Here is a 12679-nt window from a genome sequence, read left to right on the forward strand (position 1 = left end):
GTTCAGCGCCTGCTTTCCGCGTAGTCCCGGCCGAGGCCGAGCGTCGCCAGGCTGTTGGCGCTCAGCGCCCCGCGGACGTACTCGCGGGCCGACGCCACGTCGGCCTCGGGACCCAGGACGCCGCGGATCGCCCCGGGGTCCAGGACGACCGTGTGCCGCGACGCCGCCGTGACCCGGCGGCCGGTGTCCGTGAACGTCCACAGGCCGGTGTGGAGCGACAGCAGCGCCGGCAGCGTGACCTGCTTGTAGGCGATCCGGTGCGGGGGCAGGCAGACCCGGTGGGACGCGGTGGTGTGGGTGCTGCCGTCCTTCGCGCGGGTGTCCATCTCCAGCGTCTGGAGGCCGGGGGTGTGCTCGGTGAGCCGGACCCGGGCGACGTGCGGCAGCCGGTGCTCCCACTGGTCGGCCTCGTTGACGAAGTCGTAGACGTCCTTCACCGAGCCGTCGATCTGCACCACGTCCTCGAAGGTGAACGTCAACTCCGCGGCGCCGTGGGCGCGTTCGACGTTCTCGCGCAGCGCGGCCAGCTCGGTGCGGGAGTTGCGGTCCACCGCGCGGTCGATCCACTCCAGCCCCTGCGGGCTGTCGTCCACGGCGCGGTAGTCGTGCAGCAGCCGGACCCGGGAGCCCTCGCCCGCCTCCTCGACGATCCACGTGCCGCTCATGCGCGCGACCGGCGGGGCGGAGACCTCCTGGCGGAAGTCGATCCGGCGGGCGTCCGGGTCCAGCGAGCGGTGCGACGTCCAGCTCTTCGCCTCGCCGTTGGCGGTGGCCCAGATACGGATGCGCTCCTGGTCTCCGGAGCGCTCCAGGTGGTCGACGTAGATGGTGGGCGGGAAGATCAGCGGCCAGTTCTCGACATCGGCGAGCAACTGGTAGACGGCGGCCGCCGGGGCCGCGACGGTGACGGTGTGCTCGGTCTCGTGTGTGCCGCTCGGCGGCATGGGAACCTCCGTGAGGGGTCGGGTGGCCCGGGTACGGGGCGGGTACGGGGCCGGGTCAGAAGTTGCCCAGGCCGCCGCAGACGTTGAGGGCCTGCGAGGTGACCGACGCGGCCGCGTCGGAGACCAGGTAGCCGACGAGGCCGGCCACCTCCTGCGGGGTGGAGTAGCGGCCGAGCGGGATCTTCGCCTGGAAGCGGGTGAGGACGTCGCCCTCGCTGACGTCCCACGCCTGGGCGTAACCGGCCCGCACCCGCTGGGCCATGGGCGTCTCCACGTAGCCGGGGCAGACGGCGTTGACGGTGATGCCGGTGGGGGCCAGCTCGTTGCCGAGTGCCTTGGTGAAGCCGACCACGCCGTGCTTGGACGCGGAGTAGGGAGCCCCGAGGACGACGCCCTGCTTGCCGGCGGTGGACGCGATGTTGACGATCCGGCCCCACGGCCGGTCCCGCAGGCCGCCGGTGGTCAGCACCTCCCGGGTGACCAGGAAGACGCTGTTGAGGTTGGTGTCGATCACGTCGTACCACAGCTCGTCGGCGATGTCGGCGGTGACGCCGCCGCCGGAGCGCCCGGCGTTGTTGACCAGGATGTCGACGTTTCCGAACGCGGCGACGGCGGCCTCGACGAAGAGCCGCACCGAGCCGGGGGCGCGCACGTCGACCTCGGCACCGGCCACGGTGAGCCCGGCGGCGCGCAGTTCCTTGACGGTGGTGGTGACCGCTTCGCCGGTGCGTGCGCCGAGGAAGACCCGGTGCCCCTGCTCCGCGAGTTGGCGGGCGACGGCCAGGCCGATGCCGCTGGTTCCGCCGGTGACGACGGCGACGCGTTCGTCACGGTCGGGTCCTTCGGGTCCTTCGGTGCGTTCGCTGCGTTCGGCCTGTTGGGACCGGCCCTGCCGGTCCGGCTGTTCGCTTGGTGCCACGTCCTGCTCCTTGGTCCTGGCGGCGCCCTCGCGGGCGACGGGTGTCGAGGCGTACCCGGGCCCGGGTACGCGGGGGATGCGGGTCACGCGGGCGGGGCCGCGGCCAGTTCGCCGTTCACGGCGGCGATCAGCGCCCGGGGGGTGGTGTCCGGCGCGAGCGCGTCGTCGGCGAGCGCGATGCCGTACTCGCGCTCGATCCGGCTGCCGGTCTCCAGCAGGGCGAGCGACTCGTAGCCGAGTGCGTCGAAGTCGGTGTCGAGGATCTCGCCGTCGAGGTCGACGGTCTCGTCGGCGCCGGCCCCCTCCCGCAGGATTCGGCGCAGGTCATCGAGGTGGAAGGGCAGTTGGGGCATGATGTCCTCTCATCGGTGCGGGGGAGTGGGGGTGCGGGGGCACGGTGCCGGCCGGGGCTGAGGGCCCCGGGGCGCCCGGACCGCGGCGGGACGGCCGCGCGCCGGGCGCCGCCGGGACCGGCTCGGGACGGCTCGGGACGGCTCGGACGAGTTCAGATCCGAGCGGCTCGGATCGGCTCGGATCGGCTCAGATCGGCTCCGCCGCGCGGACCACCACGGCCGAGTTGAAGCCGCCGTAGCCGCGCGCCAGGACCAGGGCCGTGCGCAGCGGGACCTCGCGGGCCGCGCCGGTGACCAGGTCGATGCGGTACGCGGGGTCGGGCCGGACGTGGACGGTCGGCGGGATCACGCCGTGCCGCAGGGCCAGCAGCGCACCGGCCAGGTCCAGCGGGGCCGCGCCGGAGCCGAGCCGGCCGGTGGCGGTCTTGGGGGCGGTGACCGGGACGCCGCCGGGGCCGAACACCGCCGCGAGGGCGTCCGCTTCGACCCGGTCCAGCGCGGGCAGGCCCGCGGCGTCGGCGAAGACCACGTCGATCTGCTCGGCCGTCACCCGCGCGTCGCGGAGGGCGGTGTCGATGGCGTGCCGCAGCCCCGGCTCCCGGCCGGTCTCCGGCCGCGGGTCGAAGGAGGCGCCGTAGCCCGCGATGACGCCGTAGCCGGGCACCCCGCGGCGGCGCGCCGAGGCGGCGTCCTCCACCAGGAGGATGGCCCCGCCCTCGCCGGGGACGTGGCCGGCGGCGGAGGCGTCGAAGGGCAGGTAGGCGCCGGCCGGGTCGTCGCTCGTACTGAGCCGCTCGCTGGCGAGTTGGGCCACCCAGCCCCAGGGGCACAGCGCCGCGTCCACACCGCCGGAGACGATCACCGGGGTGCCCTTGCGGATGAGCCGCCGGGTGTGCGCGAGCGCGTCCAGGCCGCCGGCGTGATCGCTGACGACCACGCCGGAGGGCCCCTTCATGCCGTGGCGGATGGAGATCTGGCCGCTGTTGACGGCGTAGAACCAGGCGAAGGACTGGTACGCGCTCACGTACTGCCCGCCCTGGCTCCACAGCTTCCGCAGCTCGTTCTGCCCGAACTCGAAGCCGCCGGAGGTGCTGGCCGTGACCACACCCATGTCGAACGCGGCGTGCTGCGACGGGTCGATCCCCGCGTCGTCCAGCGCCCAGTCGGCGGCGACCAGGGCCAGCCGCGTCATACGGTCGGTCTGCGGGATCAGCCGGCCCGGCAGGTGGTCCTCGGCGACGAAGCCGGTGATCTCCCCGGCCAGCCGGGCGGGATAACGGTCCGCGTCGAAGCGGGTGATCGCCCGGATGGCGCTGCGCCCTTCGACGGCCGCGGACCAGTACTCGCGCGTGCCGAGGCCGGTGGGCGACACGATGCCGAGACCGGTGACCACCGCCCCGGTCACCGGCGCCCGGGTCGCCACGGCCCCGGTCGCCGCTGCCCCGGTCACGCCGCGCTCCGGTCGGGCTCGGCGAGCACCATGGCGCTCTGGAAGCCGCCGAAGCCGCTGCCGACGGTGAGCACGGTGTCGGTGCGGTGCTCGCGCGCGGTGAGCGGGACGTAGTCGAGGTCGCACTCGGGGTCGGGGGTGTGCAGGTTCGCGGTGGGCGGCACCACGTCGTGCCGTATCGCGAGCGCCGACGCGGCGATCTCGATGGAGCCGATGGCGCCCAGCGAGTGGCCCACCATCGACTTGATCGAGCTGACCGGGACCCGGCGGGCATGCTCGCCGAGGCTGCGCTTGAACGCGGCCGTCTCGTGCCGGTCGTTCTGCTTGGTCCCCGAACCGTGGGCGTTGACGTAGTCCACGGCGGAGGGGTCGAGCCGGGCCTCGTCCAGGGCGACCCGGATCGCCTCGGCCATCTCCGCGCCGTCCGGCCGCAGTCCGGTCATGTGGAAGGCGTTGCAGCGGGAGGCGTAGCCGGCGATCTCGGCGTAGACCCGGGCGCCTCGCCTGCGGGCGCTGCCGAGTTCCTCCAGGACGAAGAAGGCCGCGCCCTCGCCGAGCACGAACCCGTTGCGGGTGCCGTCGAAGGGGCGGGAGGCGTGCGCGGGGTCGTCGTTGCGGGGGGTGGTGGCCTTGATGGCGTCGAAGCAGGCCACCGTGATGGGGGAGATGGGGGCGTCGGAGGAGCCGGCCACCATGACGTCGGCGCTGCCCTCCCGGATCAGTTCGACCGCGTGGCCGACCGAGTCGATGCCGGAGGTGCAACCGGTGGAGACCACGGCCGAGGGCCCCTCGGCGCCCGCGGTCCAGGCCACTTCGGCGGCGAACGAGCTGGGGACGAGGTAGTCGTACAGGTGCCGCACCGCGTAGGTGTGGTCGACCTCGGCCAGCCGGCCGCCGTCGCTGACGACGCGGTACTCCGTGTCGAGCCCGGTGGTCGCGCCGACCGCGCTGCCGACGGTGACGCCGACCCGGTGCGGGTCCAGGGCACCGATGTCGAGGCCGCTGTCGTCGAGCGCCTCGCGGGTGGCGGCCACCGCCAGTTGGGCCGCCCGGTCCATCCGGCGGATCTCCTGCGGGCCGAGGCCGTGCGCCTCGGGGCAGAAGTCGATCTCGGCCGCGATGCGGGAACGGAAGGGCGCGGGGTCGAAGAAGGTGATGCCCCGCGTCGCGGTGCGGCCCTCGCTGAGCAGGCTCCAGAAGTTCTTGACGCCCACGCCGCCGGGGGCGAGGACGCCGATACCGGTGATGACGACGCGCCGCCCGCTCATGCCGAACCGTCCCAGTCGTAGAACCGGGTGGCCATGGCGTCGGACGGGGACCGCCAGGTCGCCGGGTCGTAGGCGCCGATGAACGGCTTGAGGTCGGCGCTGATCCGCACGAAGCGGGGGTCGGTCTTCGCCTCCTCGATCCGGGTGCCGCCGTCGTTGTCGTCGAAGTCCTGAAGGTGGAAGTAGAGGCCGTGGTAGTAGAACAGCTGGCGGCGCCGGGTGCCCATCCGGTGCGGCACGTCGGTGCGGTCGAAGTCGGCGAAGAGCGCGCCGACGTCGGCGGCGTGGCCGGGTTCCATCCGGGCCACGATCAGGGTGCTGTGCATGGGGCCTTCTCTCGGTCGTTCCGTTGGCGGGGTGACAGGAGAGCGGGGGGCACGTCGTCGGGCCCTGCGGTGCGGGGTGATTACGGGGACGGTCGGTCGGGCGGAGTCGCTTACGGGTTGCGCGGTGACGGGGGCGGGGCCGCTTACGGGAGCGGCGGGTTGAGGGGGTCGGCAGGTCGGGCGGGTTCGGTGACGGGGGCGGCCCGGGGGGAGGCTGCGACGGGTGCTCGGGGGCGGACTTCGGATACGGCGGCCGCGGCCTCGGGTACGGGTCAGGCCGCGGCGGCGCGGACGGGCCGGTGGGCGGGGCCGAACCACCGGGTCAGCGCCTCGTCCAGCCGGACGCCGGTGCCCGGCGCGGTCCAGGCCACGTGGCCGTCCGGGCGGACCAGGACGGCCCTCGTCCCGGTCGGAGGCGCGGAACCGCCCTGCCGGGGCGTGCCGGTGACGATCGTCAGCCGGTCGCGCCAGGCGGCGGCGCGGCGGCGCAGCCCCGGGTCGTCGGCGAGGTCGAGAAGCACGCCGCGGGCCGGGTGGAGCAGTTCGGTGGTGCCCACCGTGCCGCCGGCGGTGGCCAGTTCCTGGTGCGGCAGGCGGCGGCCCAGCAGCGGGTGCGTGCCGGGCCCGACGTCGTAGCGGATGTCGAGGCCGCTGACCATCCCGGCCAGGTGCCGGCCCACCTCGTCGTGGACCACCAGGCCGGTGAGCACGTCGCGCAGCGGCTGCACCTCGCTGCCGCTGAGGTAGAGCAGGCCCTGCGCGCGGGTGTTGGTGAGCAGCCGGCGCCCGACCGGGTGGCGCTCGCCGTGGTAGGTGTCCAGCAGGGTCTCGGGGGCGTCGCCGCGTACGACGGCGCCGAGTTTCCAGCCGAGGTTGACGGCGTCCTGGATGCCGGTGTTCATGCCCTGGCCGCCGGCGGGCAGGTGGATGTGGGCGGCGTCGCCGGCCAGCAGCACCCGGCCGCGGCGGTACTCGGTCGCCTGCCGGGCGGCGTCGCCGAAGGCGCTGATCCACAGCGGCGTGGCCCCGGCGATGTCCTGGCCGGTCAACCGCTGCCAGGCGGCGGCCACTTCGGCGTACCGCAGTCCCTCCGGCCGGGCACGGGGGCGGGCGCCGCGCTCGCAGGCGATGATCCGGTGCACGCCGTCGCCGATCGGGACCGACATCGCCATGCCGCCCGGCAGCGACTCGCCGATGGGGCGCGGCGCGATGTCGCAGTCGCCGATGTCGGCGAGGAACATCTCCATCGTGGACTCGGTGCCGTCGAAGGCGAATCCGGCGAGCCCGCGTACGGTGCTACGGCCGCCGTCGCACCCGACCAGCCAGGCCGCCCGCAGGGTGCGGCGGCCCCGCGGCCCGTCCACGTCGACGCTGACGCCGTCGGGGCCCGCGCGAAGCCCCACCACCGCGGTGCCGCGCAGCACACGCGCGCCGAGTTCGGTGATCCAGTCGCCGAGCACCGCCTCGGTGCGGTGCTGGGGCACGCCCCGCACGCTGAAGTGCGCGCCGTCGAGCACGCCGAAGTCCACCGGCACGCCGCCGAAGTGGCCGAGCGGGCTGGTGTCGAGCGGTCCGTAGCGCGGAAGCAGCCCGCGCTGGTCGAAGACCTCCATGGTGCGCGGGGTGAAGCCGAGCCCGCGCGACTCGCCGCTGGGCCGGGGCAGCCGGTCCAGCACGAGGACGTCGACGCCGGCCAGCCGCAGTTCGCCGGCGGTCATCAGTCCTGTGGGGCCCGCGCCGACGACGATGACGGCAGCGTCCATGGTGGTGCCTCCTCTCGGTGTGTTCCACGGCAGGTGGAAGCGAAGGGGCGACGGGGGAGGGATCGGGGCGACGGTCGTGCCGCAGCCGCAGCCGCAGCCGCAGCCGTAGCCGGGCCGCAGCCGTAGCCGTAGCCGTAGCCGCAGCCGGGCCGCGGACCGCCGGGAGGTTCCGGGCGCACCGGGGCCGGCAGGGAAAGGGCGCCGGGCGCAAGGGTGCCGGGCGGACAGGGCGCCGGGCCGGACCGGAAGGGAAGGGAAGGGAAGGGAAGGGGCGGGGGACCGCCCGGGGCGCGGCGTCGCGCTCGGGGCGAGGAGAGCGCTCCGGGTCTCCCGCGGGAGCCAGGAAGGCGTCCCGATGTGGGCACAGGTGTGCCGCGGAAAAAGTGTGACAGTGCCCTTCCGGCAATGTCAATAGCCGATCTGAATCGCGATCATACGCCCGGCGCAAAGCTGGACGGCGACCGGTTGGCGCGACCGTGCAAAGCCGGTCGGCGGCCGGTTGCCGCGCCGGTGATCGCTGCCCGGCGGGGTCTCCACACACGTCCTTCATCCGCATGTCATTGGGCGAAACATTTCCCCCGGTCGGCCACCGCCCGCCCCGCCCCTATTTCCTTGACGTCCCGCCGCAGGACTGCCTAGTGTTCTGCCGGACTCAGCTGCGAACAGCCCTTCGATTCACCCCTCCGGCCGGGACGAGAATTTCGACCACCCGGCCGGCCGACCAGAAAGGGTGTCCTCATGTGCCCGCCCCCGCTCGTGACGCAGGCCCGTGCACCGCGGCATGCACCCGCCACGCCCGCCGACCGCGTCACCGCGTGTGCGCGCTGCGGCGGCGAGGCCCGGCCGGGCAGACCTGGTTCCCCCTCGGGCCGACGGCTGTGCGGGCGGTGCGTGGAGCGGCTGCGGACCGACCTGTGCCGGGTGCTCACCCTCTACGAGGAGTCCGAACGCGCCCTGGTGCGCTCCCCGGTGGGACTGCGGCAGCGGGTCAGCGGCAGCCGCTCGGTCGGGATCGTGCTCGACGACGAGACGGTGGCGGTGCGCTCGGCGATCCGCTCCGTGCTCCAGTCGTGGGCGCGGCTGGTCGCCGACGAGCGGGGGGTGCCGGGGGCCGGTGACACCGAGGTCAGAGGGCTGCTGCGGTTCCTGGTGTGCCATCTGGACTGGCTCTGCGGCCACCCGGCGGCGCAGGACCTCGCCGACGAGGTGGCCGAGCTGCTGGCGTCCGCGGGTGTCCCCGCCGGCCCGGCGCCGCAGGCGTCGGCGCCGCTGGGGCCCTGCTCGCAGCCCGGCTGCGGCGGCACGCTGCGCGGACCGGCCACCGCCGCGGGCGACGCGCTGCCCGCCGCCGATCAGGTCCGCTGCGAGCACGGCCACGCCATCCCCCCGCGCCAGTGGTTCCTGCTGGCCGAGCGGATACGCCGCGGGCCCGGCGACCGGCGACCGGGACCCGCCACGCCCGGCCGCCCCGGCCGCCCGGCCCGGGAAGGCGCCGTGCGGTGAGCGCCGGCCGGCGCCGCGCGCGCACCGTGCCCACGGAACTCGCCGCACTCGCGATGGGCGTTTCCGAGGCGACCATAAGGAAATGGGCGAGCCGCGGGAAGATCACCCGGTACGGAACTCCGCAGCGCGCGGAATACGACCTCGACGAACTCTTCGAACTGGCCGATGGTGGCAATCGGGAAATTCCGGCCGACAATCCCTCGGAAGACCGCGTATCCGAGGGAGATGAAATCGGTGGAGCATCCGATGCGCATATCGAGGACGGCCTCCGTGGAGAAGTCGACTGCGGCGCCTGCCGGTGAGAGGTGAGTGCGCGTCGCGCCGCCGGGTGCGAGGGGTTTCTGAGCGGTATTTCGCGGAACGCCCGTGCCCGCGGATTCCCCTTTACGGCGAGACGCCCTCACAGGTGCGGTCTCCGCTGTTGCCGGACCCCCGGAGCGGCGGCTCCTGACGCCCAACCGCCGCCCCCAACTGCCGCCTCAACTGCCGCCTCAACCGTCGCCCCAAGCCCCGCCCCAAGCCCCGCCCCAACGTCGCGCCGCCGCCGCCCGCCGTGGTTCCCTCGCGGCCCCGCCGCGGCCCGGCGCGACTCACGGTGCGGGAGGCATCTCCAGCACCACCTTCCCCACGGTGTGACCGCCCTCCACCGCCCGTACCGCCTCCGGCGCCTGAGCGAACGGCACCACCCGCGTCACCCTCGGGTCCAGCGCGCCGGCGCGCACCAGTTCCACCACCGCGCCGAGCAGCGCGGGGTCGCGAACCGGTCCCACCGGCGCGCCGCCCAGCGCGCCGACCGCCTCCCGGTCCGCCCCGCTGACCACCTTCGCCGGGTCCGCCACCAGGGCCGCGGCCTCGCGCAGCACCTCGCCACCGACCAGGTCGAGCACGCCGTCGATGCCCTGGGGCGCGGCGGCCCGCACCCTCGCGGTGAGCCCCGGCCCGGAGGCGACGTGCCGTACGCCCAGCGACTCGACGAACTCCCGTTTGCCGGCGGACGCGGAGCCCACCACCGTCAGGCCGAGATGGGCGGCGACCTGCGCGGCGGCCACCCCCACCCCGCCACCGACCCCGGTCACCAGCAGCGTCGCCCCGGCCCGCAGCCCCAGTTGGCGCACCGCGCCGTACCCGGTCGCCGCCGCTATCGGCAGCACCGCCGCGTCCGTCCAGGCCACCTCGGGGGGCTTGCGTACCACCGCGTCCGCGGCGAACAGCGTGAACCGGGCGTACCCGCCGGTCAGCGGACCGCCGAGGACCGCGTCGCCGACCGCGAACCCGGCCACCCCCGACCCCACCGCCACGACCTCACCGGCCGCCTCGCCGCCCATCACGGCCGGCAGGCGCACGACCGGTGCCCCGCGCGCCCGGCGGCCCGAACGGCGCTTCCAGTCCACCGGGTTGACGCCGGCCGCGCGGACCGCGACGAGCAACTGCCCCGGCCCCGGCGCGGGGCGCGGCAGGTCCGCGAAGTGCTCGACCTCCGGGCCCCCGAAGCGAGCGTGTACATAGGCCAACGGCATGTGTTTCCCCGGTCTTCCCAAGCGGTTTCCGCGCCATACGGAAACCGGTCCGACGACTTCCCCTGCACGGCGATTCCTTCTGCCGATCGGCGGCTGAACGATGACCGATCGAGGACCGATCCACGACCGATCCACCACCGATCCGTGCGGGTTCCCGGCAACGAAGACTCCGTTCGTCCGCGACTCCCGCGAAAATGCCATGCAGATTGCATTTTACCTAAGGCGCTGGCTAGGCTCCACCGAAGTACGACGGAGCCTCAGTTCTCCGTCGAAGGCACGGCATTCGGCCCGCGCCGCGCGCCCGGCGAGCCCCCTCGGCCGTACCGGCGCGATTCCCGGCGGCGGGCGACACGGACAAGGAGCACAGCGAATGGCAAGCACGGTCGTGGTCGTCGGCGGCGGATACGGCGGGGCGGCATTGGCCCGTCAACTCGACGCGGACTTCGATGTGGTGCTGGTCGACCCCAAGGACGCCTTCGTCCACACGGTCGCCGCCCTGCGCGGGCTGGTGGACGAGGACTGGTCACAGCGGATCTACTTCCCCTTCGACGGGCTGTTGCGGCGGGGCCGCCATCTGCGCGACCGGGCCGTGGCGGTCGACGAGCGCGGGGTGACCACCGCGGGCGGGGTACGGCTGGACGCGGACTACGTGGTGCTCGCCACCGGCTCCTCCTACCCGTATCCGGCGAAACCGGAGACCGACGACTCCGCGGTCGCGCGCGCCCGGCACGCCGCGACGCGGACCGCGCTGGCCGCCGCCGAGCGGGTCCTGCTGCTCGGCGCGGGGCCGGTCGGGCTGGAACTGGCCGGCGAGATCACCGAGCGCTGGCCCGGTCGGCAGGTCGTCCTGGTCGACCCGGCCGACGACGTGCTCGGCGGACGCTACCTGCCCCAGCTGCGCGACGCGCTGCGCGAGCAACTCACCGCGCTGGGCGTGGAACTCGTGCTGGGCAGCGCGCTGGCCTCGCCCCCGCCGGTGCCCTCCGGCGAGCACGCGCCGTTCACCGTGCACACCCTCGCGGGCGTCCGCATCGAGGCGGACCTGTGGTTCCGCTGCTACGGCGTCTCGCCGCTGAGCGACATGCTCCGGGGCGCCCTCGCCGCCGCGCGCCGGCCCGACGGTTTCGTGGAGGTGGACGAGCACCTGCGGGTGCCCGGGGCGCCGAACGTCTTCGCCGTCGGCGACGTCACCGCGGTGCCCGAGCCCAAGCGGTCCAAGGCCGCCTCCGAGCACGCCGCCGTGGTGGCCGACAACATCGCGGCGCTCGCCGCCGGGCGCTCCCCGCAGCGGGTCTACCAGCCGGGCGGGGACGGCGTCCTGGTCCCGTTGGGCTCCACCGGGGGCGCGTCGCAGGTGCCGGGGCCGGACGGACCGGTCGTCCTGGGCGCGCAGGACACGGCGCGCTACAAGGGCGGCGACCTCCTGGTGGGCCGCTACGCGGACCTGTTCGGCCTCGGGGAGCCGGTCGCCGGATGACCGGATGACCGGATGACCGGAAGTCGGGGTCGAGGTCCGAGTTCGGGTCTGCGCTTCACCCTATGTGACGGCCCGTCATATTCCTTCACATGACGCCGCGTTGACCGAGATCCCGACACAACTCCGCAGCGCCGCCGTCACACGTGTCCGCCAGGATCGGGAGCACATCCCGGCTCGAACGAGGGCTCGAACGAGAGGTGGTCCATCGATGGGCAACGGAACGCAGTCCCTTGCGGGCAAGGTGGCCGTGGTCACCGGCGGCGCGGGAGGCATCGGTGTCGCCACCGTGGAGGCGCTGGCGACGGCGGGTGCGGACGTCGTGCTGGCCGACGTCGAGGACGCCCCCGTCCAGGACATCGCCGGCCGGCTGGCCGCGAAGGGGCTCTCCGTGGTGGGCCGCACGGTCGACGTCGCCTCCGAGGACAGTGTCCGGGCCCTGGTGGACTTCACCGTGGACGCGTTCGGCGGCATCGACGTGCTGGACAACAACGCGGCCCTGACATCGGCGATCCGGGCCGACCGGGACGTGGTGTCGATGTCGGTGGAGCTGTGGGACCAGGTGCTCGCGGTGAACCTGCGCGGCCCGATGCTGCTGTGCAAGCACACCGTGCCGGTGATGATCGAGCGCGGCGGCGGCTCCATCATCAACATCACCAGCGGGCAGGGCCTGTCCGGCGACCGGGTCATGGTCGCGTACGGCAGCTCGAAGGGCGGGCTCGTCTCGCTGACCCGCTTCGTCGCCGCCGCCTACGGTGCCGACGGCATCCGCTGCAACGCCGTCGCGCCCGGGCTGGTCCGCACCCCGGCGCTGGAAGCGGACATGCCGGTGCCGGTGCAGCAGATGTTCCAGAGCGCGAACCTGATCCCGCGCCTGGGCACGCCGGACGACGTCGCGCAGCTGGTGGCGTTCCTCGCCTCTCCGGCGGCGTCCTTCATCACCGGTCAGGTGCTGCCGGTCGACGGGGGCTTCCTCTCCCACCTGCCCACGCTGTCGCCGCTGCCTCCGCGCTGACGCGAGGCGCCGCGCCCGGCACCGACCGGCCGGGGGGGCCGGGCCCCCCCCCCCCCCCGGGGCCCCCCCCCCCCGGGGGGGGGGGGGGGGGGGCGGAACCCCCCGGGCGTGAGCCGCAACCGGGGGGGCGGGCGGGCCGGGCGGCGG

12 protein-coding genes are annotated in these 12679 nt (G+C 74.5%); 4 read left to right on the plus strand and 8 right to left on the minus strand.

Translation table 11 applies throughout. The annotated features are described in order from the left end of the window. Positions 1 to 2: 2 nt before the first annotated feature. The 7 genes from ACIPAE_RS32315 to ACIPAE_RS32345 form a co-directional block, all read right to left on the minus strand. Positions 3 to 944, minus strand: coding sequence for an aromatase/cyclase (locus ACIPAE_RS32315; RefSeq protein WP_366411706.1), 942 nt, complete (start codon positions 942 to 944; stop codon positions 3 to 5). Between the two features lie 55 nt (positions 945 to 999). Beyond that, a complete protein-coding gene (fabG, locus tag ACIPAE_RS32320) occupies positions 1000 to 1863 on the minus strand; it encodes a 3-oxoacyl-ACP reductase FabG (RefSeq protein ID WP_366411705.1) in 864 nt (287 codons plus the stop codon). Positions 1864 to 1946: 83 nt separating this feature from the next. Then, a complete protein-coding gene (locus tag ACIPAE_RS32325; RefSeq protein WP_328472751.1) occupies positions 1947 to 2216 on the minus strand; it encodes an acyl carrier protein in 270 nt (89 codons plus the stop codon). A gap of 187 nt (positions 2217 to 2403) precedes the next feature. Further along, positions 2404 to 3621, minus strand: coding sequence for a ketosynthase chain-length factor (locus ACIPAE_RS32330; protein ID WP_402450214.1), 1218 nt, complete (start codon positions 3619 to 3621; stop codon positions 2404 to 2406). Positions 3622 to 3662: 41 nt separating this feature from the next. Next, positions 3663 to 4934: a beta-ketoacyl-[acyl-carrier-protein] synthase family protein gene (locus tag ACIPAE_RS32335; protein ID WP_366411704.1), complete on the minus strand. Its 1272-nt coding sequence runs from the start codon at positions 4932 to 4934 to the stop codon at positions 3663 to 3665. Continuing rightward, positions 4931 to 5260 carry a TcmI family type II polyketide cyclase gene (locus ACIPAE_RS32340; RefSeq protein WP_366411703.1) on the minus strand — a complete coding sequence of 110 codons (330 nt, stop codon included), beginning with the start codon at positions 5258 to 5260 and terminating at the stop codon, positions 4931 to 4933. The genes ACIPAE_RS32335 and ACIPAE_RS32340 overlap by 4 nt, the downstream gene beginning before the upstream one ends. A 272-nt stretch (positions 5261 to 5532) precedes the next feature. After that, on the minus strand, positions 5533 to 7023 hold the full coding sequence (locus tag ACIPAE_RS32345; protein WP_329361995.1) for an FAD-dependent monooxygenase: 1491 nt from the start codon (positions 7021 to 7023) through the stop codon (positions 5533 to 5535). A gap of 891 nt (positions 7024 to 7914) precedes the next feature. Here ACIPAE_RS32345 and ACIPAE_RS32350 point away from each other — a divergent pair. Beyond that, positions 7915 to 8526, plus strand: a complete 612-nt coding sequence (locus ACIPAE_RS32350; protein ID WP_402450126.1) for an OvmZ protein — start codon at positions 7915 to 7917, stop codon at positions 8524 to 8526. Further along, entirely contained in the window at positions 8523 to 8828 is a 306-nt protein-coding gene (locus tag ACIPAE_RS32355) for a hypothetical protein (RefSeq protein ID WP_402450128.1), read from the plus strand. Before ACIPAE_RS32350 ends, ACIPAE_RS32355 begins: the two co-directional genes overlap by 4 nt. 288 nt (positions 8829 to 9116) lie before the next feature. Here the strand turns inward: ACIPAE_RS32355 and ACIPAE_RS32360 are convergent, their stop codons facing one another. Continuing rightward, complete coding sequence (locus ACIPAE_RS32360; protein ID WP_402450130.1) at positions 9117 to 10043, minus strand: NADP-dependent oxidoreductase; 927 nt, start codon at positions 10041 to 10043, stop codon at positions 9117 to 9119. A gap of 370 nt (positions 10044 to 10413) precedes the next feature. Here ACIPAE_RS32360 and ACIPAE_RS32365 point away from each other — a divergent pair, with 370 nt between their 5' ends. Both ACIPAE_RS32365 and ACIPAE_RS32370 read left to right on the plus strand, forming a co-directional pair. Continuing rightward, entirely contained in the window at positions 10414 to 11520 is a 1107-nt protein-coding gene (locus tag ACIPAE_RS32365) for an NAD(P)/FAD-dependent oxidoreductase (protein WP_402450132.1), read from the plus strand. 208 nt (positions 11521 to 11728) lie between these two features. Next, a complete protein-coding gene (locus ACIPAE_RS32370; RefSeq protein WP_402450134.1) occupies positions 11729 to 12532 on the plus strand; it encodes an SDR family NAD(P)-dependent oxidoreductase in 804 nt (267 codons plus the stop codon). Positions 12533 to 12679 lie beyond the last annotated feature (147 nt).

The organism is Streptomyces sp. NPDC087270, from assembly GCF_044744625.1.
Lineage (GTDB): Bacteria > Actinomycetota > Actinomycetes > Streptomycetales > Streptomycetaceae > Actinacidiphila.

What these genes read in the sequence shown, in the direction of transcription:
- ACIPAE_RS32360 (WP_402450130.1), bottom strand. Translation starts at nt 10,043, where the DNA reads ATGCCGTTGGCCTATGTACACGCTCGCTTCGGGGGCCCGGAGGTCGAG.
- ACIPAE_RS32325 (WP_328472751.1), bottom strand. Translation starts at nt 2,216, where the DNA reads ATGCCCCAACTGCCCTTCCACCTCGATGACCTGCGCCGAATCCTGCGG.
- ACIPAE_RS32365 (WP_402450132.1), top strand. Translation starts at nt 10,414, where the DNA reads ATGGCAAGCACGGTCGTGGTCGTCGGCGGCGGATACGGCGGGGCGGCA.
- ACIPAE_RS32335 (WP_366411704.1), bottom strand. Translation starts at nt 4,934, where the DNA reads ATGAGCGGGCGGCGCGTCGTCATCACCGGTATCGGCGTCCTCGCCCCC.
- ACIPAE_RS32345 (WP_329361995.1), bottom strand. Translation starts at nt 7,023, where the DNA reads ATGGACGCTGCCGTCATCGTCGTCGGCGCGGGCCCCACAGGACTGATG.
- ACIPAE_RS32370 (WP_402450134.1), top strand. Translation starts at nt 11,729, where the DNA reads ATGGGCAACGGAACGCAGTCCCTTGCGGGCAAGGTGGCCGTGGTCACC.
- ACIPAE_RS32340 (WP_366411703.1), bottom strand. Translation starts at nt 5,260, where the DNA reads ATGCACAGCACCCTGATCGTGGCCCGGATGGAACCCGGCCACGCCGCC.
- ACIPAE_RS32315 (WP_366411706.1), bottom strand. Translation starts at nt 944, where the DNA reads ATGCCGCCGAGCGGCACACACGAGACCGAGCACACCGTCACCGTCGCG.